This is a genomic window from Pseudomonas sp. E6002 (assembly GCF_013385565.1).
Classification (GTDB): domain Bacteria; phylum Pseudomonadota; class Gammaproteobacteria; order Pseudomonadales; family Pseudomonadaceae; genus Aquipseudomonas.
This window is the reverse complement of sequence record NZ_JACAPT010000021.1, coordinates 65,882-89,079: the sequence shown is the minus strand read 5'-3', so window position 1 is coordinate 89,079 and position 23,198 is coordinate 65,882. Positions and strand designations below refer to the sequence as shown.

General features: G+C 61.8%; 20 protein-coding genes and 2 pseudogenes. 8 read left to right on the top strand and 14 right to left on the bottom strand.

All coding sequences use genetic code 11. The features are described from left to right. Positions 1–110 precede the first annotated feature (110 nt). Genes HX815_RS17060 through HX815_RS17050 form a run of 3 tightly spaced genes read right to left on the bottom strand, consistent with a single transcriptional unit; the run spans position 111 to position 3,734 of the window. The gene (locus HX815_RS17060; RefSeq protein ID WP_008435520.1) at positions 111–1,208 is read right to left on the bottom strand and encodes a DUF1513 domain-containing protein; all 1,098 of its coding nucleotides are present in this window, start codon (positions 1,206–1,208) and stop codon (positions 111–113) included. 2 nt (positions 1,209–1,210) lie between these two features. Then, positions 1,211–2,275 (bottom strand): imelysin family protein, encoded by a 1,065-nt coding sequence (locus HX815_RS17055; protein WP_102369806.1) that lies wholly within the window; start codon positions 2,273–2,275, stop codon positions 1,211–1,213. A 31-nt stretch (positions 2,276–2,306) separates the two neighbouring features. Further along, on the bottom strand, positions 2,307–3,734 hold the full coding sequence (locus HX815_RS17050; RefSeq protein ID WP_177028617.1) for a di-heme oxidoredictase family protein: 1,428 nt from the start codon (positions 3,732–3,734) through the stop codon (positions 2,307–2,309). A 139-nt stretch (positions 3,735–3,873) separates the two neighbouring features. On the opposite strand from HX815_RS17050, the gene HX815_RS17045 reads away from it, so the two are divergent. Continuing rightward, positions 3,874–4,437, top strand: coding sequence for an NAD(P)H nitroreductase (locus HX815_RS17045; RefSeq protein ID WP_003214103.1), 564 nt, complete (start codon positions 3,874–3,876; stop codon positions 4,435–4,437). Positions 4,438–4,586: 149 nt separating this feature from the next. On the opposite strand, the gene HX815_RS31945 is transcribed toward HX815_RS17045, so the two are convergent. The 8 genes and pseudogenes from HX815_RS31945 to gap all read right to left on the bottom strand — a co-directional run bounded on the left by HX815_RS31945 (position 4,587) and on the right by gap (position 13,593). Then, on the bottom strand, positions 4,587–5,342 hold the full coding sequence (locus HX815_RS31945) for a methyl-accepting chemotaxis protein (protein WP_371103562.1): 756 nt from the start codon (positions 5,340–5,342) through the stop codon (positions 4,587–4,589). A 102-nt stretch (positions 5,343–5,444) separates the two neighbouring features. After that, positions 5,445–6,584 (bottom strand): annotated as a pseudogene (locus HX815_RS31940) (HAMP domain-containing protein); the annotation flags it as partial. 265 nt (positions 6,585–6,849) lie between these two features. After that, a complete protein-coding gene (locus tag HX815_RS17035; protein WP_003214107.1) occupies positions 6,850–7,251 on the bottom strand; it encodes a YbaN family protein in 402 nt (133 codons plus the stop codon). 170 nt (positions 7,252–7,421) lie between these two features. Further along, positions 7,422–8,030, bottom strand: a complete 609-nt coding sequence (locus tag HX815_RS17030; protein ID WP_003214109.1) for a biliverdin-producing heme oxygenase — start codon at positions 8,028–8,030, stop codon at positions 7,422–7,424. A gap of 131 nt (positions 8,031–8,161) precedes the next feature. Beyond that, positions 8,162–10,741 (bottom strand): TonB-dependent receptor, encoded by a 2,580-nt coding sequence (locus HX815_RS17025; RefSeq protein WP_177028615.1) that lies wholly within the window; start codon positions 10,739–10,741, stop codon positions 8,162–8,164. 117 nt (positions 10,742–10,858) lie between these two features. Beyond that, positions 10,859–11,827 (bottom strand): FecR domain-containing protein, encoded by a 969-nt coding sequence (locus tag HX815_RS17020; protein ID WP_177028614.1) that lies wholly within the window; start codon positions 11,825–11,827, stop codon positions 10,859–10,861. 61 nt (positions 11,828–11,888) lie between these two features. Beyond that, on the bottom strand, positions 11,889–12,407 hold the full coding sequence (locus tag HX815_RS17015; protein ID WP_003214115.1) for an RNA polymerase sigma factor: 519 nt from the start codon (positions 12,405–12,407) through the stop codon (positions 11,889–11,891). A gap of 184 nt (positions 12,408–12,591) precedes the next feature. Further along, complete coding sequence (gap, locus tag HX815_RS17010) at positions 12,592–13,593, bottom strand: type I glyceraldehyde-3-phosphate dehydrogenase (RefSeq protein ID WP_003214117.1); 1,002 nt, start codon at positions 13,591–13,593, stop codon at positions 12,592–12,594. Between the two features lie 221 nt (positions 13,594–13,814). Here gap and edd point away from each other — a divergent pair, with 221 nt between their 5' ends. The 5 genes and pseudogenes from edd to HX815_RS31935 form a co-directional block, all read left to right on the top strand. After that, entirely contained in the window at positions 13,815–15,641 is a 1,827-nt protein-coding gene (gene edd, locus HX815_RS17005; RefSeq protein WP_177028613.1) for a phosphogluconate dehydratase, read from the top strand. Then, positions 15,638–16,594 (top strand): glucokinase, encoded by a 957-nt coding sequence (locus HX815_RS17000; RefSeq protein WP_003214122.1) that lies wholly within the window; start codon positions 15,638–15,640, stop codon positions 16,592–16,594. Before edd ends, HX815_RS17000 begins: the two co-directional genes overlap by 4 nt. 154 nt (positions 16,595–16,748) lie before the next feature. Beyond that, positions 16,749–17,480 carry a response regulator gene (locus HX815_RS16995; protein ID WP_003214124.1) on the top strand — a complete coding sequence of 244 codons (732 nt, stop codon included), beginning with the start codon at positions 16,749–16,751 and terminating at the stop codon, positions 17,478–17,480. Then, entirely contained in the window at positions 17,470–18,939 is a 1,470-nt protein-coding gene (locus HX815_RS16990) for an ATP-binding protein (protein ID WP_087694634.1), read from the top strand. The genes HX815_RS16995 and HX815_RS16990 overlap by 11 nt, the downstream gene beginning before the upstream one ends. Before the next feature lie 21 nt (positions 18,940–18,960). Continuing rightward, positions 18,961–19,062 (top strand): annotated as a pseudogene (locus tag HX815_RS31935) (N-acetyltransferase); the annotation flags it as partial. Positions 19,063–19,091: 29 nt separating this feature from the next. On the opposite strand, the gene HX815_RS16985 reads toward HX815_RS31935, so the two are convergent. After that, positions 19,092–20,021: an AraC family transcriptional regulator gene (locus tag HX815_RS16985; protein WP_177028612.1), complete on the bottom strand. Its 930-nt coding sequence runs from the start codon at positions 20,019–20,021 to the stop codon at positions 19,092–19,094. A gap of 326 nt (positions 20,022–20,347) precedes the next feature. On the opposite strand from HX815_RS16985, the gene HX815_RS16980 reads away from it, so the two are divergent. Both HX815_RS16980 and HX815_RS16975 read left to right on the top strand, forming a co-directional pair. Beyond that, positions 20,348–20,689: an antibiotic biosynthesis monooxygenase family protein gene (locus tag HX815_RS16980; RefSeq protein WP_003214130.1), complete on the top strand. Its 342-nt coding sequence runs from the start codon at positions 20,348–20,350 to the stop codon at positions 20,687–20,689. A gap of 43 nt (positions 20,690–20,732) precedes the next feature. Next, positions 20,733–20,981, top strand: coding sequence for a hypothetical protein (locus HX815_RS16975; protein ID WP_003214132.1), 249 nt, complete (start codon positions 20,733–20,735; stop codon positions 20,979–20,981). Between the two features lie 140 nt (positions 20,982–21,121). Here the strand turns inward: HX815_RS16975 and HX815_RS16970 are convergent, their stop codons facing one another. Both HX815_RS16970 and HX815_RS16965 read right to left on the bottom strand, forming a co-directional pair. Continuing rightward, positions 21,122–21,754, bottom strand: a complete 633-nt coding sequence (locus HX815_RS16970) for a flavin reductase family protein (protein WP_177028611.1) — start codon at positions 21,752–21,754, stop codon at positions 21,122–21,124. Between the two features lie 123 nt (positions 21,755–21,877). Further along, positions 21,878–23,197: an MFS transporter gene (locus HX815_RS16965; protein WP_010169987.1), complete on the bottom strand. Its 1,320-nt coding sequence runs from the start codon at positions 23,195–23,197 to the stop codon at positions 21,878–21,880. Position 23,198 lies beyond the last annotated feature (1 nt).

The window sequence follows — 23,198 nt, the reverse complement described above, 5'->3', positions numbered from 1 at the left end:
CGAGTGGTGGGGCAAGAGCGTTTTGCTTACTTTTGCGCTTTTCAAAAGTGAGCCGCTGTAAGAGCGGAACCATAAGCCGCCGTTACCGCAGCAACGGATATGCCCCCCAATCAAACCAGATGCAGATGGTTATCCCAAAGCCCCGCCGGCAACTCCAGCGGCTTGCCCACCAACGGCACCTGCCGGCAATCATAAAACCGGCAACGGCCCTGCCCGGAAGTCACCACAAACCCGTCAGCCACCGCACCCACCCCGGCACAATCCGGCAACGGCCCGTCCAGCAGCAACTGCGCGCTGTCCATGTTCCAGATAAAGAATCGATTCCCCCGTGGCGCCGTCAACGCCACCAGCCGCAACTCGCTGTGCACCGCCACACTGGCCGTGTAGTGCCCCATGGCCTGCAACTGCTCATCCGCCACCGGAAACGCCACAAACGCCTGCCCCGGTCGCTTGATCGCCAGCAACTCCGACCGCTCATGAGACGCCCCCATGAACTGCTGCCCCGCGAGGATCGTCCCGTCGCTGGCAATCCCCATATGCCGCACACTGTTCATCTGCTGGCCCAGGGTCTCCTTGCTCAACAGCGTCCCGTCGCGCTTCATCAGGACCAGGCTCGGCTCCATGGCATTCAGGTTCATCTCCACCCGGCTCTCAGCCTCAGTGCGAATCCCGCCGTTAGCCACCACCAGCGTCTCGCCATCAGGCATCCACGACACCTGGTGCGGCCCGATGCCATGGGTGGAAATCTCCCCGGTGTGCACCAGCCGCTCACCCTCGAACCGGTACACACCCAGCAAACCGCGACCCGGGTCAGACGTGTCGTTCTCTGTGGCATACAACCACTCGCCATCCTTGTGCACCACCGCATGCCCGTAAAAGTGGCGATTGGCCTTGGAGGTGATGGTTTGCAGCAGCGCCCCGTCCCGCAAGTCGATCAGGTAACTCTCGGTGCCCGGCCGGCGGGCGACAAACAGCGCAATCGGCAGCGTCGGGTGGTTGATGATGTCGTGGCAGCGCTGGCCGACCTCGGTGGCAAATACCTGCTTGCCGTCCAGGCGAAAGCCGACGGCGTAGTGCCTGCCATCACTGTCATCCCGCGCCGAGAGCAGCAGCGGGCTTTTGCCCTTCTGCTTGAACAGCGTCCAGCCGCCCAAAGTGATCGCACTGAGCAGCACGCTGCCGAGGGCCAAAGCCTGTCGCCTGAGCATCATCAGTCACCGTCGTTGGCGTTAAAGCCCAGTTGGATGCCCAGCGCCTTGGCCAGCTCGCCTTCGTGCAGGCGGTGGACGACGTTGAGGCTGTCGTAGATATCGTTGAGTTGCTGGCGCCCGGCATCGTCGGCCAGCATTTCATTCAGCGTACGCTGGTTGCTGGCGAAGAGTTTCAGGGAGGCGGCATACGCGGCGTCGATCTTGTCAGCCAATGGCTTTTGATCGGCAGGCAACAGGCCGCGCAGGCCTTTGTTGTCGACGCCGACCCAGACGGTCTGGGCGGCAGCCAGGCTGGCTTCCAGGCTTTGCAGGGACGACTGGCTGCGCCACGCATCGGCCTGGAACGGTTGCGGGATGCCCTTGGTCTGGCGGCCCATCGGGGTGCCGAGTTTTTTCTTCAGGGTGTCCAGCGCAGTCACTTGAACCCGCAGCAGGTCGGCGATGGCTTCGTGGGAATCGGCGTAGCGCTGGTTAGGAAACTTGGTCATCTGCGCCAGCATGCCGTCGGTGCTGTTCCAGCTCGACAGGATCTCTTCGGCCAGCAGTTTCTGGCGCTCGCCGATGGCTACCAGCAACGGGCAGTAGCGGGCTTTTTGCGTCTCGTCCGCCAGATCGGTCTTGGCGTCGTAGAGGATGTATTCGTAGGCCGACAGGCCCTGCACCACGACGCTGGATTTGGCCAGGGTGGCGGCGTCGATCTGTGGTTGGGCGGTCACCAGTTGCTCGACTTGACGACCCACCAGGTTTTTCTTGTCCGGCCAGAACTGCACCTGCCACGAGCGGTTGCCCTCGGCCAGCGGGCCGATCAGCAGCGGTTGCAACTCGGCCCAGGCCTTTTGCGCGTGCAGGAAGTCGGCGCGGGCGGTCTCCAGGCTTTCCTTGCCCTGGCAGTAGGCCAGGGCGCTGACGGCCAGTTGGCGGTCGGCTTCAACCCAGCGGCTGTAGGTCGGCAGGATCACTTGCTTGGCGATGGCCGCCGAGGTCACCGCTTGCGGATCCTGGGGCGAGCACGCACCGAGGGCGAGGGCGGCCAGGCTGGTGAACAACAACTTGGGACGGAACATGTCGAGCTCCCTTCTGTAATTAGGACAAAGCTTATAAAGAATTCAGAAATGCCAGCAACGCGGCGCGCTGCTCGGCATTGAACGACAACACATGCTGCTGCGCCGCCTGGGCTTCACCGCCGTGCCACAGCACGGCCTCCATCAGGTTGCGGGCGCGGCCGTCATGCAAGAACTGGGTGTGGCCACTGACGGCTTGCGTCAGGCCAATGCCCCACAACGGCGGCGTGCGCCAGTCGCGGCCACTGGCTTTGAATTCGCTGCGGTTGTCGGCGAGGCCGTCGCCCATGTCGTGCAGCAGCAAGTCGCTGTAGGGGCGAATCACCTGGTTAGCCAATTCAGGTTCGGCGGCGGTGGGCGCCGTGGTGAATTGCGGGGTGTGGCAGCCCTGGCAACCGGCCTGGTAGAACAGGTTTTTCCCGGCCAGCACTTGCGGTGCGTTGACGTCGCGGCGGGCGGGGACGGCCAGGTTGCGGGTGTAGAACAGCACCAGGCGCAGGATGTTGTCGCTGACCTCAGGCTCGCCATCCGGGCCATTGCCGTTGGGCGCCTGTTTGCAGGCCACTTGTGCATCGGTGCAGTCATCGAACGGTCTCAGGGAGGTGGTCAGGCCCATATCACCAGAGAACGCGTGAACATTTTGTTGATTGAGGTTCGGTTGCCCGGCTTTCCAGCCAAATCGACCGAGTACGGTCTTGTGTTGCGCGTCGTCCCAGACCCAATTCGCCCGCCCGACAATGGCTTCCTTGTCGGCGGTTTTCGGGTCGGTGTTGCGCAGGATGTCGGCGTCGGGGATCGCTTCGAGCAGCCCCAGGCCGATCATCGGCGGTGCAACCCGCGCCGAGAAGCGCGTGTCGGGGTGCATCGGCCCATAACCGAGCTGGGTGATTTGCAGGGCAGGCTTGCGCAATTCGACCACGGTGCCGTCCTTGAAGCGGACGTCGAGCGGTGTGTAGTCGACCCGCACCTTGCCCTCCGGGGCGACGCCGGGCACGGCCATGTCCTGCAATTGCCCACCATAGACCGGCTCGGGGACTACACCCAGTTGCTCGATGACCTTCGCATAGGGCGGCGCATCGGGAATCGACAGGCGTACCAGCATCGACACCGCGTTGGGCGCATCGGGCAATGGCGGATGCCCACGGCCATCCTTGATATGGCAGTTCTGGCAGGCATTGGTATTGAACAGCGGCCCCAGCCCGTCGCGGGCAGTGGTGGTGGACGGGGCAATCACCCAGGGGCTGCGAAAGAAACTGTTGCCGACGCTGAAGTCCAGGCGCCGGGTGGGCGACAGGTTGGCCGAGGGCAGGGAGAAGGCGTTCTGGTCGGTCTTCCTCACCGTGGTCGCGCCACCGGCACGCGCTTCACCAGGCTCGGCCTTGGTGAATCGCGGGGCGTCATCGCAGGCACTCAGGCTCAAGGCCATCAACAGTGCAGACAGGCGAAGGGGCGAACGGGACATCAGTCTTCCTGAACGTAGGCTGAAAATAAGGCCGCAAAGTCTAACAGGGCAGGGCGGATTGAATAAGAGCAATTATCGTTTGGTGGTATCCGATTCATTCCCGCTAGAATGACCGCACATTTTTCTCTGGAGGTGGCCAATGCAGGCTCTCGACGCTTTGCTCAACCGTGTTTCCGTGCCGCGACTGCTGGACCCGGCACCGACCCAGGAGCAGCGCGACCTGCTGTTCGCCGCTGCCATGCGCGCGCCCGACCACGGCCAACTGCGCCCTTGGCGCTTCCTGACGGTGGAGGGTGCGGCACGTGAGCGCATGGGCACCCTGCTGGCCGAAGCCGCCCGCCTGCAGGACGCCGACGCGCCCCAGGCCGCGATCGACAAGGCGCAGAACGGCCCGCTGCGGGCGCCGTTGGTGGTGGTGGTGATTGCCCGCCTGCAAGAACATTTCAAAGTGCCAAAATCCGAGCAGCTGCTGGCGGCGGCCTGTGCGGCTCACGGGATTCTGCTGGCGGCGTACGCCCAGGGGATCGGCGCGGTGTGGCGCACCGGTGAGTTGTCGTACTCGGCCCATGTCGCCAAAGGCCTCGGGCTGAAGGCGGATGAGGAAGTGATTGGTTTCCTCTACCTGGGCACCCCACAAAACCCGCCGCGTACCGCGCCGAAAGAAGACCTGGCGCCGTTTGTGGCAGCCTGGACGGGTCAATAAGGCACCGCGATTCTAAATGTGGACGGGCTTGTGTGGGAGCGGGCTTGCTCGCGAATGCGGTGTGTCAGTCAATACATGTACCGACTGATCCACCGTATTCGCGAGCAAGCCCGCTCCCACATTGGGTGCTTACTGGCTTCAAGCCCGGGTCAAACCCGAAACTGATCCATCAGCTTCATCTGCTGGCTGGCCAGGGCATTGAGCTGGCTGCTGATGGCCGCCGATTCGGTGGCCTGGCCAGTCAGGGTTTCGGTCACCGTGCGGATTGCCGAGACATTGCGGTTGACCTCTTCGGCCACCGCACTCTGCTGCTCGGCAGCGCTGGCGATTTGCAGGTTCATGTCGCTGATCACCGTTACTGCATCGCTGATCTTGCCCAGGGCCTGCACCGCCTGATGAATCTGCCCGGCGTTGTTCTGCGCCTGGGTCTGGCTCGAATGCATGGTCGCCACCACTCCACGGGTGCCAGTCTGGATGCGTTCGATCACCAGGCGAATCTCCTCCACCGAGTCCTGGGTACGCTTGGCCAGGTTGCGCACCTCGTCGGCCACCACCGCAAAACCGCGCCCGCTTTCCCCGGCTCGCGCCGCTTCAATCGCAGCGTTCAGGGCCAGCAGGTTGGTCTGTTCGGCAATGCTGCGGATCACTTCCAGTACCGAACCGATCTGCTCGCTGTTCACCGCCAGGGCTTCGACTTCGGTCACGGCCTTGCTGACTTCTTCGGCCAGGGTGGTGATGTCGCGGGTGCTGCGTTCAATAATCTGCATGCCTTCACGGGCTGACTGGTCGGCGCCGCGGGCCGCGCTGGCGGCGTTGGAGGCGCTGTTGGCCACGTCGTGGGCGGTGGCGCTCATTTCATTCGAGGCGGTGGCCACCTGGTCGATCTCACGGAACTGCACCTGCATGCCTTCGCTGGTCTGGCGCGCGATTGCCGAGGACTGGTCGGCGGTGCCACGGGCTTCGGTGATGCTTTGCTTGATCTGCGCGATGGTCGGCTGCAGCTTGTCGAGGAAGCGGTTGAACCAGTTCACCAGTTCCCCCAGTTCATCTTTTTTACCGTAGGCCAGGCGCTGGGTGAGATCGCCGTCGCCGCTGGCGATTTCCTTGAGCATGGCGGCCACGCTGTTGATCGGCCGGGTCACGCCGGTGGCGGTCAGCCAGATCAGCAACAGGCCCAGCAGCCCGGCGGCTGCGCCTACCAGCAACGCCTTGACGGTGCCACTGGCCTGAGCCTTGTCGAGCACCGCCTGGAGTTTGAGCGAGTCTGCCAGCAGCACTTGTTTGGGCAGTTTGATCACCACGCCCCAGGATTTGGCGTCGGCAATCGGTTTGACCGGGTACACGGCGCGAATCGTGCCGTCTTCCTCGCGGATCTTGCGGGTATCGCTGGCCAGCAGTTGCACGATCTCTTTGCCTTCGGCACCGAGGGTGTCCACCAGGTTTTTGCCGACTTTGGCCGGCTCGCCGCTGTAGCCGGCGATCAAGCCGTTACCGGACAGTATTTCGAGAATTCCGGCGCCGTTGAACAGTTCTTTTTGCGCCGCATCGGTCGCCGCTTGCAGGGCGTTGAGGGCGAGGTCCACACCGACCACGCCGATCACTTTGCCGTCGACCAGCAGGGGCAGGGAAATGGTGGTCATCAACACCGGCTTGCCGGCCACGGTGTCTTCATACGGGTCCAGCAGGCAGGTGTTTTTTGTGTCCCGCGGGCAGGTGTACCAGATGTTGTAGGGCGTGCCGCTGAGGTTGAGGGTGGTCTTGGTCAGGTCATCCTCGACCATCACGGTGTTCAGGCCTTCACCGCCAGCGCGGCTCCAGTAGCTGGAAAAGCGGCCTTTTTCGTTGGACACACGGGCGGCATCATTGACGAATTCACTGTCTTTGCCATCGAGGGCGTTGGGCTCGAACGACAGCCAGATGCCGAGCACCTTGGTGTTGCGGTCGAAGGCGGTTTTCAGGCTGTGGTTGAGTTCTTCACGCAAGGCCCCGGCATCCAGCGAGCGCTTGGCGGCCAGAGTGCGCAGGTCCTTGATCTGGTCGGCCAGGGCCGTCACCACCAACAGGCTTTCACCGAAGGTTTTTTGCAGTTGCACCGCTTGCTCGGCGGCCTTGGCCTGCAGCAGGTTCTGCACACTGTCGGTGAGCATTCGCGAGCTTGAATCGCTGATGAGTTCGTCGTTCTGGTTGGTCTGGTACAGGTTCATGCCGACCACCAGGGCAATCACCCCCAGCAGGCACAGACCGGACAACAGCACGATTTTCAAGCGAATGGAGAGGGTGTCGAACATAGAAGTACCCGCGAATGGACTTATTAGTATGCAAGCTCAGGCGAGTCCATTCGGCGCTATGCCCGGAACATCGGCTTGGGCCGGCAGTTCATGAGCGGGAGCCGATGAGCGGTAGTGGGGGGGGTCAGGTGGGTTGCGGGAGACGTTCCGGTCGCGACCAGATCCACAGGTTGCCCATGCTCATTCCGGCGATGGCCAGGTAGATCGGCCAGCCGTGGTCGAGCATCACCAGCATCAGGCCGGCGCACAGCAGCATGCTCACGGTGGCGCTGACTTTGGCCCGGCGGGCGATGATCCTGCCATTGCGCCAATTGAACAGGATCGGCCCGAACAGCCGGTGGTTTTCCAGCCAGGCACTCAGGCGCGGCGAGCTTTTGGTGGCGGCCCAGGCGGCCAGCAGGATGAATTCGGTGGTGGGCAAGCCCGGTACCACAATCGCAATCAAGCCGATGCCCAGGCTGACGTAGGCCAGCAGGCCGAACAGGACGCGGGCGATTTTGGATGAGGATTGGGTTTTGCCGGTCATGGGTGCGGTTTGCATGGATGGATTTACGAAGGATTCAAAGTGAAACCGGATCAAAATGTGGGAGCGGGCTTGCTCGCGAATGCGGTGGTTCAGTCAATATATCTGGTGACTGAACCACGGCATTCGCGAGCAAGCCCGCTCCCACATTTGATTGCATTCCAATCAGGGAATCAGGCCAGTTCAGGGGCGCTAGCGTACGCCTGTTCCAGCAACACGGTGAAGCGCACGAACGCATCAATCGCGCCTTTCTCCACTTCGGCTTCTTCTTCAGCGGTGAATTCCAGTGCGTCGAGGGTGCGGGTGAAGCGCTTCCAGCCTTCAGCGCGACCACCTGCCGGCTCGCCCAGGTGACGGGCACCGAAGGTTTCGCTCAGGCCCAGGCCCACGGCGCGCTTGATCAGGAACGCGGCGCCCAGCTTGGAACCTTCGGACACGAACAGCCACCCCAGGGCTTCGGCCTTGCTCGGGTTTTTCACCGCGCCGGCCACCGGTGCCGGTACTTCGGTGTCCAGGTCGCCCAGGTCCAGCTTGGCCGCTTCGGCACGGCAGCGTTCGGCGAGGTCAGGGACGATCTTGATCAACTCGGCATCGTTGTACAGCGCCACCAGCTCCGACTGGAACAGGTATTGCGCGACCACGAAGCGGGCGAAGTTGGCCTGGGTTTCAAACGGTGCATGGGCCTTCACCAACGCATCGAGCTTGGTGTGCGGTTCGTTGGTGATCTGGTTCAGGCGCTGGGAGCGCAGGGCTGCACGTTCTGCGGTAGGGGAGGCGGTCATCGGGGAGTCCTTGAGAAGAGAAAGCGTCTGGTTGCCAGGCTGTTATGAACTAGACGAACCAGAAGACGCGTCACAGTAAAAAATCCTCACCCCGGCGCGGATTAAATTGCGTCGGGATGAGGCTCCATGGATCAGATGTCCCAGATCAGGTTGATCGCAAAGTTGCGGCCCGGCTGGGTCAGGCGGTCGAGGTTGGCCGGGCCGGTCACACCGGCTTCGCCGACGCTGTCGTAGCTGCGCACGTCATCCCAGTTCCAGTATTTCTTGTCCGTCAGGTTGTACAGGCCGCCGTTGATGGTCACGTCGTTGGTGACCTTGTAGAAGCCGGTCAGGTCGACGATGCCAAAACCCGGGGTCTTGAACGGGCCGTTGGCGCTGTTGCCGTCAGGGGCGAAGAAGGTGGTGCTGTCGACGCGGTCCTGTTTCTTGACCAGGGTCCAGCTGACCAGAGCACCGTAGTTCTGCTGGTCATAGCCCAGGCCGAACACGCCCTTGAGCGGGTTGACGCTGTTCAACGGTTCGCCGTTGTCGTCATTGCGCCCGTAGGTGTAGGCAATCGAGCCTTGGGTATACAGGCCCTGCGGTGCGCCGAATGCGTCGAGGCTCAAGCGGCCCTTGGCCTCCACGCCCTTGATGGTGGCGTGCTTGATGTTGTTGGCTTCGAACTGCTGGACGGTGCCACCGGCAACCGAGGCATCTTCGTCGATGAAATCACGGTACTTGTTGTAGTACACCGCCACATCAAACGAGCCCGAGTCGAAGTTGCCGCGAATCCCGGTTTCGACGCCCCGGCTGCTTTCCGGCTTGAGGTCCGGGTTGGGTTCGACGGTGTAGCCCTGCTGCAGGTTTTCAAAGCGGCCATACAAGGCCTTGGCCGACGGGGTGCGATAGCCTTCGGCGTATTGGCCGAACCAGGTGTATTGCTCGGTCAGGGCGTAAGTCACGCCGAACTTGGGCGTTACACGGTGCCAGTTCTTTTCCGAGTCGCTGTGGTCGTAGATGCGTGTCGGGTCAACGGTATTGAGGAATTCCTGGGTCAGCTTGGGTTTGAGCTGGATGTAGTCGTAACGCACGCTGGGCAGGAAGGTCCACTTGTCCCAGGCAATCTGGTCCTGGGCAAACAGCGCGTAGGAGTTGATGGTCGGATCCGGGAAGTCGCTGGCTTTTTTCACGCTGTCGGCGGCCGACGGGCTTGGTGCACCGATGGCGGTGCAGCCTGCGCCGACCGCCAGGCAGGTCGCGGCGCCTTCACGGGAACCGGTGACTTTCTGCTGTTTGAGGGTGGTGCCGTAGGTCACGACATGGTCGGTTTCGCCGATGCTGAAAGCCTTGTCCAACTGCGCGTCGAATACCCATTGCTTCTCTTCGTACAGGGTCTCGCGGGTGCGCAATACCTTGCGCGATGGCTGGTAGATTTCTGCGGTGGTCTGGTCGGTCTTGGCGATCTGGTAGTTGAGGCTGGTCTTGATGTGATCGGCAATCGGCGAGTCGAGGGCGAACTTGTTTTCGATGCCGAAGCGTTCTCGGGTGATGGTGTCGTTGCCCGTGCGGCCGCGGTAGAAGTTGAAGCCCTGGCCACCGACAAACGGGCCACCCACTGCGTTTTTCAGGTTGGTGTCGCGATCGTCCTTGAACTTCTCGTAGGTCAGGCCCAGGCGGTTGTCTTCGCCGTAGTTCCAGCCCAGTTTGGCCAGCACGTTGGTGGTGCGCGCATCTTCCGGGTTGGCGCCGGTGCGCGCCAGGCCGGTGGCGTTATTCCCGTCGTAGGATTCCATCTCGTGACCGTTGCGCTGGCTCAGGTGCAGCAAGCCGTCGAAGTCCTGCACGCGACCGGCGACGGTGCCGGAGGTCAGCCAGCTCTCGTCGGCGGAGCTGTAGCCGGTCTTCAGGCGTGCGCCGTAGTCCTGGCCGGGCTTGATGATGTCGTTGGGGTCGAGGGTGAAATAGCTCACCGCGCCGCCGATGGCGCTGCTGCCGTACAAGGCCGAGGCCGGGCCGCGCAGGATTTCCACGCGCTTGACGATTTCCGGGTCGACGTAGTTGCGGCGGGTCTTGGCGTAGGGGCCGTTGAAGAAGTTGTCCGGCACCTCGACGCCGTCCACCTGGGTCAGGATGCGGTCGCCGTCGATCCCGCGAATGTTGTAGCCGGCATTGCCGGAGCGGGTGCCGGCACCGCCCACCGAAACACCTGGCTCATAACGCACCAGTTCACGGATGGTGTTGACGTTCTGGCGGTCCAGTTCTTCGCGGTCGTGCACGGTCACGGTGCTGGGCACGCTGTCCACGGCCTGTTCCTGGCGGGTGGCACTGATGGTCATCTGTTGCAGGGTGATGGCGCCGACGGCGACGCGTTTTTCCAGCACGATGTTGTTGTTGCCCAGTTTGCGATAACCCAGGTTGGTCCCCACCAACAGCCGGTCCAGGGCTTTATCCGCCGGCAATGAGCCGCGCACGCCAGGGGACGACACACCCTGGCCCAGTTCTGCCGGCAGGCCGACTTGCCAGCCGGTCACCGCGGTGAAGGCGTTCAGCGCCGAGACCAGGGATTGCTGCTCGATGCTGAAGCTGTAATTGCCCTGGCTGCGGCTGGCAGGCTCGGCGGCGGTGGCGGCCATGACGGGCGCACCGGCCAACAGGATTGCAGCCGTCAGCAGCGACAAGCCCTGGCGGCGAACGGGCGAAGAGGACCGGCGGTTGAAACGAGACGACATCGAGAGCGCTCCGGAAGGTACGAATCTTATAGTTGCGCACTGAATCAAATAGGAATCAGTTGCATTGGCTATAACGAGACGTATCGTCGCTGGCTATCGAGTAAAAATAATTCTCATTTAGTTCAGGATCACCAGCGCCGGGTATTCCGAGAGCTTGGCCGAGGTGATGTGGGCCAGGGAGCGCACCACGTCGAGCGGCTGGTCGAGCCGGTAATTGCCGGTGACGGCCACGCTGGCGAGCCTGTCGTTGTTGTTGACGATCCAGCCGGGGTAGTAGCGACGCAATTCGGCCAGCACTTCGCTCATCGGGCAGTTTTCGAAGATCAGCCGGCCTTCGACCCAGGCCAGGTCCTTGGTGGTGTCGAGCTTGGCCGGTTGGCCGAAGCCCTTGGGCCCGATGCGGATACTTTCACCGGCGCTCAGGCGCACCCGCGCGTCGTCAAACGTGTTGCTCAGGTCGACATCACCGCGCTGTACCTGAACCTGGGCTTCACCGTTCAAGTAGCGCACCGCGAAAGAGGTGTCCCTCACGCTGGCGCGCACCGGGCCGGCGTCGATTTCCAGGGGCAGGCCACGGCTGGGCAGCACTTCGAAAAACGCCTCGCCCTGATACAGGCGGGCGATGCGCTGGTGGTCCTTGATGCTGCTGGAGAAGGCTGAATTGGTGTTGAGCAACACTTTCGAGCCATCGTCCAACTGCAGGCGCTGGCGCTCGCCCACCACGGTCAGATGGTCGGCCTGCAGGCGCATAGGCAGGTTGCTGAAGCTGAACAGGCCCAGCAGCAACACGGCGGCAGTGGCCAGGGGCTTCCAGTGCGGTTTGATACGGCGCCAGGCGCTGGGTTTGCGTGGCGCATTCAGGGCGACGGCAGCGCTGTGAACGGGCGCGCCGCCCCAGGCAGTCTGGGCCTTGATGAAGGCTTCGGCGTTTAACGGGTCGTTGGCGAGCCAGGCTTCAAATTCCGCCTGCTGCCCGGGTTGCGGGCACTGCAACGCGATCAGCCAGTCGAGGGCTTGGTCCATGGCCGCGTCTTGCAACACCTCATGAGCCAGCTCATGGGGGTGCCGTTGATTCGGTTCCGTCACGGTGTTCCTCGGGTCTTCGCCACGTTTTAATCAATAGTCCTACAGACTGTGCCGCCAAAGCTTAAGGGCGATCCAGTCTTTCGGCCACACCTATGCAGATGGCCATGATCAGTTTCAGTTCCTTCTGCACGGTGCTCAGGGACACGTCGAGCTTGTCGGCGATCTCCTGATAGCTGCAACCGTGCAGGCGGCTGAGGATGAATATCTGCTGCTGGCGGGCGCTCAACTGGCCGAGGCTGACACTCAGGTGCTCGAGCAATTGCTCGGCCTGTGTCGCGTCTTCGGGGGTGCTGACGGGGGAGGCGACGCTTTGCAGGACGTCCAGCGGGACATCTTCCTGCAGGGTGCGGGCCTGAATCCTGCGGGCGCGCAGGTGATCCAGCGCCAGGTTGCGCGCCGTCTGGTAGACAAAGGGTTCGAGGTGGTCGATCGGCCGTTCGCTCAGGGCCCGGGTAACGCGCAGGTAGGTTTCCTGCAACAGGTCCTCGGCGGTGCTGTGGTTATTCACCATCCGCTGCAAGGTGCGCAGCAAAATCACCCGTTGGGTGAGGAAGACTTGGTTGAAACGAGATTGGCTCACAGTGATACCAGACCGATTTGCAGCGAATGATAATGCTTATCATCAACGCAAATGGCAAGTGGCACTTTGGATTACTGTAGGAGCGAGCTTGCTCGCGAAGGGCGTCAACGATATCGCTGGCATCCTGAATAAACGCGGTGGTTTTGCGTTTTTCGCGAGCAAGCTCGCTCCTACAGGCCGAGCATTACTCGGCGTTGCACAGCGCCAGGCAGTTATCCAGCATCCGGTTCGAGAAGCCCCACTCGTTGTCATACCAGGCCAGCACTTTCAGCAGTTTGCCGCTGACCTTGGTGTGATTGGCGTCGAAGATCGACGAAAGCGGGTTATGGTTGAAGTCGCTGGAAACCAGCGGCAGGGTGTTGTAGCCGAGGATTTTCGAGTGCTGGCTGGCTTCTTTCAGCAGCGCGTTGACCTGCTCGGCACTGGCTTCTTTTTTCAGTTGCACGGTGAGGTCCACCAGCGACACGTTGATCACCGGTACACGCACGGCCATGCCGGTCAGCTTGCCTGCCAGTTCCGGCAGCACCAGGCCCACGGCTTCGGCAGCGCCGGTCTTGCTCGGGATCATGTTCTGGGTGGCCGAGCGCGCGCGGTACGGGTCGGTGTGGTAGACGTCGGTCAGGTTCTGGTCGTTGGTGTAGGCGTGGATGGTGGTCATCAGGCCGCTTTCGATGCCCAGCTCGCGGTGCAGCACCTGGGCCACGGGCGCCAGGCAGTTGGTGGTGCAGGAAGCGTTGGAGATGATCTGGTGGGATTGACGCAAAATGTCATGGTTTACCCCGTACACCACGGTGGCATCGGCGCCCTTGGCCGGGGCCGAGATGATTACCTTGCGCGCGCCGGCGGTAATATGGGCGGCGGCCTTGTCACGGTCGGTGAACAGACCGGTGCATTCGAACACCACGTCCACCTTGTGCGCAGCCCACGGCAGGTCGGCCGGGTTGCGAATGGCACTCACGGCAATCCGGTCACCGTTCACGGTCAGGCTTTCCTGATCATGAGCGACCTCTGCGTCGAAAGTACCGTGGACGGTGTCGTATTTAAGCAGGTGGGCATTGATCGAGCTGTCGCCGAGATCGTTGATGGCGACGATCTGCAAATCCTGACGGTAGCCTTGGGTATAAAGTGCGCGCAGGACATTACGGCCAATACGGCCAAAACCATTGATAGCGATACGTAGAGTCATTGGAAGGTGCCTGTCGTCGATTTGTTGTAAGAATTACAAGATTATTCGCATAAAAATAGAAAACAAGCCTTTTTAGTGGCAATATTTTGTTCAATCTACAACGAGTGACCTGAATCAACTGGTCCGATTGGTCAAGCAACACCCTGCCAACCTCTTCGCGGCGGGCTTTTGACCAGCATAGACACTCAGGTCGCCACATCCGTTAGCCTGGAGTTCTATACATGCATCCCCGCGTACTTGAGGTCACCGAACGGCTTATCGCCCGCAGCCGTGCAACCCGTGAGGCATACCTTGCGCTCATTCGCGGCGCTGCCAGCGACGGCCCGATGCGCGGCAAGCTGCAATGCGCCAACTTTGCCCACGGCGTGGCCGGGTGTGGCACCGAAGACAAAAACAGCCTGCGCATGATGAACGCCGCCAACGTGGCAATTGTTTCGTCATATAACGACATGCTGTCGGCCCACCAGCCATACGAACATTTCCCCGAGCAAATCAAAAAGGCCCTGCGTGAGGTCGGCTCTGTTGGCCAGTTCGCCGGCGGTACCCCCGCCATGTGCGACGGCGTGACCCAGGGCGAGCCAGGCATGGAGCTCAGCCTGCTGAGCCGCGAAGTGATTGCCATGTCCACAGCGGTAGCGCTGTCCCACAACATGTTCGACGCCGCGCTGATGCTGGGTATCTGCGACAAGATCGTCCCCGGCCTGATGATGGGCGCCCTGCGCTACGGCCACCTGCCGATGATCTTCGTACCGGGCGGCCCGATGCCGTCGGGGATCTCCAACAAACAGAAAGCCGACGTGCGCCAGCGCTACGCCGAAGGCAAGGCCACCCGCGAAGAGCTGCTGGAATCGGAGATGAAGTCCTACCACAGCCCGGGCACCTGCACCTTCTACGGCACCGCCAACACCAACCAGTTGCTGATGGAAGTCATGGGCCTGCACCTGCCGGGCGCCTCGTTCGTCAACCCGTACACGCCGCTGCGTGACGCCCTGACCCGCGAAGCCGCGCACCAGGTCACGCGCCTGACCAAGGCCAACGGCAGCTTCACGCCGATCGGCGAGATCGTCGACGAGAAATCCATCGTCAACTCCATCATCGCCCTCAACGCCACTGGTGGGTCCACCAACCACACCCTGCACATGCCGGCCATCGCCATGTCGGCGGGCATCATCCTCACTTGGGATGACATGGCCGACCTCTCCGAGGTGGTGCCGACCCTGTCCCACGTGTATCCAAACGGCAAGGCCGACATCAACCACTTCCAGGCGGCGGGAGGCATGTCGTTCCTGATCCGCGAACTGCTGGAAGCCGGCCTGCTGCACAACGACGTCAACACCGTGGCCGGTCATGGCCTGAGCCGCTACACCCAGGAACCGTTCCTGGTGGACGGCGAGCTGGTATGGCGTGAAGGCCCGGTCGAAAGCCTCGACGAAACCATCCTGCGTCCCGTGGCCCGTGCGTTTTCTCCGGAAGGCGGCCTGCGGGTTATGGAAGGCAACCTTGGCCGGGGTGTGATGAAGGTCTCCGCCGTGGCCCTCGAACATCAAATCGTCGAAGCCCCGGCCGTGGTGTTCCAGGACCAGCAAGACCTGGCCGACGCGTTCAAGGCCGGTGAGTTGGAAAAAGACTTTGTTGCGGTGATGCGTTTCCAGGGCCCGCGCTCCAACGGCATGCCGGAATTGCACAAGATGACCCCGTTCCTCGGCGTGTTGCAGGATCGTGGCTTCAAAGTGGCGTTGGTAACAGACGGGCGCATGTCCGGCGCCTCGGGTAAGATTCCCGCCGCGATTCACGTCAACCCCGAAGCCCAGAGCGGCGGGCCACTGGCACGTGTGCGCGATGGCGATATCATTCGCGTGGATGGCGTCAAAGGCACCTTGGAGCTTAAGGTGGACGCCGAAGAATTTGCCGCGCGCGCGCCTGCCACGGGCCTTCTGGGCAATAACGTGGGGGCCGGTCGCGAGTTGTTTGCGTTTATGCGTTTGGCTGCAAGCTCCGCAGAGCAGGGCGCCAGCGCCTTTACCTCTGCCTTGGAGACACTTAAGTGAAGCTAGCGCTGGTCGGTGATATCGGTGGTACCAACGCCCGTTTTGCGTTGTGGCGGGATCAGGAGCTGCATTCGATCCGCGTCCATGCGACGGCGGATCATGCCAGCCCGGAGGAGGCGATCCAGGTCTATCTGAAGGAAGAAGGCTTGGCCATCGGCTCGATTGGCGCGGTGTGCCTGTCGGTCGCGGGGCCGGTGAGTGGAGATGAATTTAAATTCACCAACAATCACTGGCGCCTGAGCAAGACTGCGTTCTGCAAGACCTTGCAGGTGGACGAGCTGCTGCTGGTGAATGATTTCTCGGCCATGGCCCTGGGCATGACCCGCCTGAAGCCCGACGAATTCCGCGTGGTGTGCGAAGGCACGCCGGAGCCGTTGCGCCCTGCGGTGGTGATTGGCCCGGGCACTGGCCTGGGCGTGGGCACCTTGCTCGACCTCGGCCATGGCCGTTGGGCGGCATTGCCGGGGGAGGGCGGCCATGTCGACCTGCCCGTGAGCAGCCCGCGTGAAGCCCAGCTGTGGCAGCACATCTACAATGAGATCGGCCATGTCAGCGCTGAAACTGCCTTGAGCGGTGGCGGTTTGCCCAGGTTGTACCGGGCGATCTGCGCGGTGGACGGTCACGAGGCGGTTCTGGAAACTCCCGAGGCCATCACTGCCGCTGGCCTGGCGGGCGACCCGATTGCCTTGGAAGTGCTGGACCAGTTCAGTATCTGGCTGGGCCGCGTCGCCGGTAACAATGTGCTGACCACCGGTGGTCGTGGCGGGGTGTACATCGTGGGTGGGGTGATCCCGCGCTTTGCCGATTTCTTTATCAAGAGTGGTTTTGCCAGGAGTTTTGGCGACAAGGGCTGCATGAGCGACTACTTCAAAGGCATTCCGGTGTGGCTGGTGACGGCACCGTACTCAGGGTTGACAGGTGCTGGTGTGGCGCTTGAGCAGGCATTTGCGTAGGCAGTGATGGCCTCTTTGCGAGCAATCCCGCTCCCACATTCAATCCCATTCCAACTGGATGAGTGAGGTCGAATGTGGGAGCGGGCTTGCTCGCGAAGGCGGCCTCAAGGGCAACAAATGACTTAAGCTTGGCCATAACAACAAGGAGGACCCCGTGAGCGTAATCAGTAAATCCATTCTCCTGGTCGACGACGACCAGGAAATCCGCGAGTTGCTGCAAACCTACCTCAGCCGCGCCGGTTTCCAGGTGCGCGGCGTGCCGGATGGCGCGGGGTTCCGCCAGGCGATGAACGAAGCCCCGTGCGACCTGGTGATCCTTGATGTGATGCTGCCGGACGAAGACGGTTTCAGCCTCTGCCGCTGGATCCGCCAGCACCCACGCCAGGCCCAGGTGCCGATCATCATGCTCACCGCCAGTTCCGACGAAGCCGACCGCGTCATCGGCCTGGAGCTGGGTGCCGACGATTACATCGGCAAACCCTTCAGCCCCCGTGAGTTGCAGGCCCGTATCAAGGCCTTGTTGCGGCGCTGCCAGTTTGGCCAGGAGCGCAGCGGCGGCGAGGTGCTGGTGTTTGGCGAGTGGCGCCTGGACATGGTCAGCCACCGGCTGTTCCACGTCGACGGCGAGGAAGTGATTCTTTCCGGCGCCGATTTTGCCCTGCTCAAACTGTTCCTCGACCACCCCCAGCAAATCCTCGACCGCGACACCATCGGCAACGCCACCCGTGGCCGCGACCTGATGCCCCTGGACCGGATTGTCGACATGGCCGTCAGCCGTCTGCGCCAACGCCTGCGCGACACCGAAAAACCACCCCGGCTGATCCGCACCGTGCGCGGCAGTGGCTATCAATTGGCAGCCAGCGTGGTTGCCGGCAATGCCCACTGAGCGCCTGCGTGAACTGCGCCGGCGCATCCCGGTACCGCGTTCGCTGCTGGGGCGGATGTTACTGCTGACCCTGTTGGCGGTGCTGTTTGCCCAGGCGTTGTCCAGCGTGATCTGGGTCTCGCAATTGCGCGCTACCCAGCTTGAAGGCCTGGTAACCGCCGCCCGCAGCCTGGCGCATTCGATGACCGCCAGCGTCAGTTATTTCCGCTCGTTGCCGGTGGCCTTCCGGCCGTTGGTACTGGACCAGTTGCGCAGCATGGGCGGTACCCGGTTTGTGGTGACGCTCAACGATAAGCCCCTGGACATGGCGGTATTGCCGGAAACCCCGCGCAAGCATGCAGTGCTCGGTGCTGTCGAAGAAGTGTTGCGCCAGACCCTGGGCAGCGACGTGCATGTTTCGGTGGAGTTCGTCAGCGCCGAAGACCTGCGCATCTTCAACGCCGGCTTGAAACTCGATGAGTTGCCGCGCTCCTGGGCGCATTACGCGCTGACCCTGGAACCGGTGAATCCGCCGGTGTTGGTCACCCAGATCCAGCTGGCCCAGGGCGAATGGCTCTACATTGCCTCCTTGCTGCCCGAACCGTATACCAGCCTCGAAGAACAAGGCCTGCCATACCAGCAGGTGTGGTTTATCGTGCTCACCAGCGGCTTCCTGCTGCTGTTTATCGGCCTGTTGGTGCACTGGCAAAGCCGTCCACTCAAGCGCCTGGCGAGGGCGGCGCGGGACATGTCCCTGGGCGCCGACGTGGAGCCGGTGGCCGAAGGCGGCGGCAGCGAAGTGGTGGAAGTAGGCCGCGCGTTCAATGCAATGCGCGAACGCATTAGCCGTTACCTGACCGAACGCAGCCAGCTGTTCAGCGCCATTTCCCACGACCTGCGCACACCCATCACACGCCTGCGGTTGCGGGTGGAATTGCTGGAAGACGAGAACCTGCAAACCAAGTTCGGCCGCGACCTGGATGAACTGGAGTTGCTGGTCAAAGGCGCGCTGCAGTGTGTGAAAGACACCGACATTCACGAAAACATCGAACCGGTGGACCTCAACCACGTACTCGACTGCCTGGTGGAGCCGTACCTGGCGCCCAACGGCAATGGGCGCGTGACCCAACATGGTCGGGCACTTACGACATATCCGGGCAAGCCGCTGGCGCTCAAGCGCTGCATCGGCAACCTGATCGACAACGCCCTGAAGTACGGGCAGAACGCCCATTTGCATATCGAAGATGATGGCGCGGAGTTCATCCTCCACGTCGACGACGAAGGGCCGGGCGTGCCGGAACAGCGCCTGGAGCAGGTCTTCGAGCCGCACTTCCGCCTGGCCGGGCAGCAACAGGGTTACGGCCTGGGCCTGGGCATCGCCCGCAACATTGCCCACAGCCATGGCGGTGAAGTGAGTTTGCAGAATCTGCGGGAGGGCGGTTTGCGGGTGACCTTGCAACTGCCTCGTGGCCTGGATTGAACGCCACCAATACCGCAGCTGATTGAGTACTTGTGGCGAGGGAGCTTGCTCCCGTTGGGGCGCGAACTGGCCCCAAAAGATGGGACTGCTGCGCAGTCCAACGGGAGCAAGCTCCCTCGCCACATTATTAGTATCCGGTGTTATAACCGTGGTTAGACGCTCTGGCGCAACCTGGCCAGATCCCGCAACGGCGGCGCACCAAACAGCCGGCTGTATTCGCGGCTGAACTGCGATGGGCTCTCATAGCCCACCCGATACCCCGCCGCCGAGGCTTCCAGGCCCTCGGCGATCATCAACCGCCGAGCCTCCTGCAAGCGCAACTGTTTTTGGTACTGCAACGGGCTCATGGCGGTCATCGCCTTGAAGCGGTGGTGCAAGGTCGAGACGCTGAGGTTCACTTCCTTGGCCAGGTCATCAATGCGCAGGGGCTGTTCGTAGTTGCCGTTCAACCAGGTGATCGCCTGGCTCACCCGATGGCTCTGACTGTTGGCGACGGCAATTTCATACAGCCGATAACCCTGTGGACCGCGCAACAGGCGATAGAGAATTTCCCGATTGATCAGCGGCGCGAGCATTGCGATGTCTTTCGGTGCGTCGAGCAATCGGGTCAGGCGCAGCACGGCGTCCAGTAGCTGGCTGTCCAGGCGGTCGACATACATCCCTCGGGAGGTCGGGCGCGGGGGCACGCCCATCGGCCCGGCTTCGGCAATCAGTGCGGTGATCTGTGCCGGGTCGATATTCACCCGAATCGACAGGTTGGGGTCTTCCGGCGTGGCATCAAGGATGCGCCCGGCCACCGGCATCGCTACCGAAAACACCAGGTAATTGAGCGGGTCGTAGGCGAAGACTTCATCCGCCAAACGCACTTCCTTGCGACCCTGGGCGAGGATGCACAGTGCGGGTTCCACCAGCACCGGCGTGAATTCACGCGGGGAGTTATGACGGTTGAGATACAGCGACGTGATCGCCGTGCCGTAGGAACCATCCTCCCAGGTATGCCGGCGAACGATGCCGGCGAGTTCTGCGCGCTGCTTTTCCATATCGGCGTCGAGGGGTTTGGAGCGAAGTTCGGGCGACGACATGGGACATCCTCTGGTGCTTTGACGATGGGCACAGCTTAAGGGCGGCTTTGCAAAAAGCGGTATTTCGATTCTGCACAATCCTTGCCTGATCCTGCGAAAAATCGTGAATCAGGCAAGCCGGGGCCTGTCATGCCCCTGAAATACGGCAGTCATGCCGGGAATAAACTTCGCAGGCCGATTGCTATATCTACGCATCTCGCAGGATTGTGCAATAAGCCGGCAGGAATTGACTAACCGCATCCAACCCCGCGCCCGTATCTTTGATCCTGTGGCAACACGCCCTCACAGTGCTTGCCGAGCATCACTTCTCAACGGGAGAGTCGAACATGTCCACCCCCATTCCCGCGAGCCATATGGCCTTTATCCGTGCCCGTACCGGGTACAGCACCGAACTGGGTGCACGCTTGAGCAGTTTGATCGAACCGGGCCGCCAGGCTCAGGGTTGCCTGCAATTCTCGTTGCAGCACTCCCTGGCCGACCCGGATGTGTGGTTGGTGTCGGGCTTCTGGAGCAGCGAGCAGGCGATGAGTGCCTACTTCAGCTCGCCGGCGCTGATGGTCTTCACCGAGTTGTTGAATGACATGGTGGTTCGCAGCATGGACTTCCAGACCTTTACCGACGCCTCGGCGGCCAATGCCTATGGCGAGTACCTGCAACTGGCGGGCTAGTGCTTTAGAATGGCCGCCTTTCCCATTGGCCAGGACCTGCAACATGGCACGTAAAGAGTTTGCCCACCACGAAGCCGTTTCCGCCTTGGTGCGTGAAGAAGAGGGTGGCTATAGCGCCGCCATCGCCGTCAAGGCGCTGGATGGCATGGGCGCACCGCGCTTTCACAAGATCCTCGATGGACAGACGTTCAAGACTGCCTCCGACGCCGACGATGCCGCAGCTCTGCAACTGGAGCGCTTGGTCGATGTAGATGAAGACGGTCAGCTCTCTTGGGCAACTTCCGCCAACTAAAAACACCGCTGATCCAAATGTGGGAGCGGCTTGTGTGGGAGCGGGCTTGCTCGCGAATGCGGTGGATCAGTTGGCATATGCATGGACTGACACGCCTCCTTCGCGAGCAAGCCCGCTCCCACATTTTTATCTCGTTCCAATCAGCGTTGCGCGGCGCCTGGGCGGTACATTTTGAACAGCGCTTCCGGCCCCAACTGAAAATAATCCGCCGGGCCACCTCCACGCAGGATCGGCTGGGCGGCAGCTGTGTCGTACACCCCGTCTTTCAATAGCCACTTGGCAATATGCACCGCGACCACCTCGCCGAGCACCAACCAGCTTGGCACCAGCTCCTTGTCGGCGCGCTGCAGTTGAATGATCTGCGTCACCTTGCACTCGAACGACACCGGGCTTTCGGCCACGCGAGGCACGGCGATCACCTTTGAAGCCACCGGCGTCAGGCCCGACAATTCAAACTCGTTGACCTCGGGTGATACCGGCGCGCAACTCTGGTTCATCTGCTCGGCCAGCGGGCGGGTGGCCAGGTTCCACACGAACTCACCGGTCTGTTCGATGTTGTTCAGGCTGTCTTTGCGCCCGACGCTGGAAAATCCGATGATCGGCGGAATGTAGTTGAACGCGTTGAAGAAACTGTAGGGTGCGAGGTTCAAGCGGCCCTGGCTGTCGTGGGACGAAATCCAGCCAATCGGGCGCGGGCCGACGATCGCATTGAACGGGTCATGGGGCAGGCCGTGGCCGTTGGCGGGTTCGTAGAAATGGATATCGTCGGACATGGCCGGGTTTCCTGCTGGTGGTTCGGGGAAGGGCATCATAGTGCACTCAGGTGGAGTGTTCGCCAATGAAAAAGGGGCTGTGTCATACACTGACACAGCCCCTTTTTTATCCTGGCAGAACCCTTAGTCCGTAGTAATCCGCGAATGCTTGCGGGTGTCCTTCATGGTCACATACACCAACAGCGACACCGCAATACACGCGGTGACGTACCAGTAGTAACCGGTTTCCATACCAATGCTCTTGAACCACAGCGCGATGTATTCAGCGGTGCCGCCGAAGATCGACACGGTCAGCGCATAGGGCAAGCCAACGCCCAGGGCGCGGATTTCGGTGGGGAACAATTCGGCCTTCACCACGGCGTTGATCGAGGTGTAGCCGCTGACGATGATCAGCGCCGCCATGATCAGGAAGAACGCGCCCCACCAGGTCTGGATGGTGTGCAGGGTGGTGAGGATCGGCACGGTGAACAGCGTGCCGAGGACGCCGAAGGCGATCAGGATCGGCCGGCGGCCAACCTTGTCCGACAGCCCGCCGATGATGGGTTGCAGGCACATGAACAGGAACAGCGTGGCCGCCGAAATGGTGGTGGAGTCGGAGATGCTCATGCCGACGGTGTTCACCAGGTATTTCTGCATGTAGGTGGTGTAGGTGTAGAACGCCAGGGTGCCGCCCATGGTCAGGCCGACTACGGTCATCAGTTCTTTGGGGTGGCGCATCAAGGTGCGCATTGCGCTTTCCTTGGCCTTTTCTTTCTTGGTGAACGACTCGGTTTCTTCCATGCCACGACGCAGGTACAGCGCCACTACCGCGCACAGCGCGCCGATGGCGAACGGGATACGCCAGCCCCAGTCGTACAGTTGTTCGGTGGTCAGCAATTGTTGCAGCACGATCAATACCGCCAGGGCGATGAGCTGGCCGGAGATCAGGGTCACGTACTGGAAGCTGGAGTAGAAGCCCCGACGTTCCTTGGTCGCCATTTCGCTGAGGTAAGTGGCGGAGGTACCGTATTCACCGCCGACCGACAGCCCCTGCAGTAAGCGGGCGAAAACCAGCAGGATCGGCGCACCGATACCAATGGCTTCATAGCCCGGGCTCAGGGCAATCAGCAAAGAGCCGAAGCACATCAGGTACACCGAGGCCATCAAGGCCTTTTTACGCCCGACCTTGTCGGCGTACAGGCCCATCAGCCAGCCACCGATCGGACGCATCAGGAAACCCACGGCGAAGATCGCGGCGGTGTTCAAGAGCTGGGCGGTGGTGTCGCCTTTCGGGAAAAAGGTCTTGGCGAAATACAGGGAGAAAGCCGCGTAGACGTACCAGTCGTACCACTCGACCATGTTGCCGACCGATCCGCTGAAGATCGACCTGATACGGCTGGAGGTGGTGCGTTCTTTTGCCGGCGCAGCCGCCGACCCCAGAGGCAGGGAGTTGGAGTTATCCATT

Coding starts and splice junctions, on each gene's coding strand:
- HX815_RS17060 (WP_008435520.1), bottom strand. CDS start 1,208: ATGCTCAGGCGACAGGCTTTGGCCCTCGGCAGCGTGCTGCTCAGTGCG.
- HX815_RS17055 (WP_102369806.1), bottom strand. CDS start 2,275: ATGTTCCGTCCCAAGTTGTTGTTCACCAGCCTGGCCGCCCTCGCCCTC.
- HX815_RS17050 (WP_177028617.1), bottom strand. CDS start 3,734: ATGTCCCGTTCGCCCCTTCGCCTGTCTGCACTGTTGATGGCCTTGAGC.
- HX815_RS17045 (WP_003214103.1), top strand. CDS start 3,874: ATGCAGGCTCTCGACGCTTTGCTCAACCGTGTTTCCGTGCCGCGACTG.
- HX815_RS31945 (WP_371103562.1), bottom strand. CDS start 5,342: ATGCAGGTGCAGTTCCGTGAGATCGACCAGGTGGCCACCGCCTCGAAT.
- HX815_RS17035 (WP_003214107.1), bottom strand. CDS start 7,251: ATGACCGGCAAAACCCAATCCTCATCCAAAATCGCCCGCGTCCTGTTC.
- HX815_RS17030 (WP_003214109.1), bottom strand. CDS start 8,030: ATGACCGCCTCCCCTACCGCAGAACGTGCAGCCCTGCGCTCCCAGCGC.
- HX815_RS17025 (WP_177028615.1), bottom strand. CDS start 10,741: ATGTCGTCTCGTTTCAACCGCCGGTCCTCTTCGCCCGTTCGCCGCCAG.
- gap (WP_003214117.1), bottom strand. CDS start 13,593: ATGACTCTACGTATCGCTATCAATGGTTTTGGCCGTATTGGCCGTAAT.
- edd (WP_177028613.1), top strand. CDS start 13,815: ATGCATCCCCGCGTACTTGAGGTCACCGAACGGCTTATCGCCCGCAGC.
- HX815_RS16990 (WP_087694634.1), top strand. CDS start 17,470: ATGCCCACTGAGCGCCTGCGTGAACTGCGCCGGCGCATCCCGGTACCG.
- HX815_RS16985 (WP_177028612.1), bottom strand. CDS start 20,021: ATGTCGTCGCCCGAACTTCGCTCCAAACCCCTCGACGCCGATATGGAA.
- HX815_RS16980 (WP_003214130.1), top strand. CDS start 20,348: ATGTCCACCCCCATTCCCGCGAGCCATATGGCCTTTATCCGTGCCCGT.
- HX815_RS16975 (WP_003214132.1), top strand. CDS start 20,733: ATGGCACGTAAAGAGTTTGCCCACCACGAAGCCGTTTCCGCCTTGGTG.
- HX815_RS16970 (WP_177028611.1), bottom strand. CDS start 21,754: ATGTCCGACGATATCCATTTCTACGAACCCGCCAACGGCCACGGCCTG.
- HX815_RS16965 (WP_010169987.1), bottom strand. CDS start 23,197: ATGGATAACTCCAACTCCCTGCCTCTGGGGTCGGCGGCTGCGCCGGCA.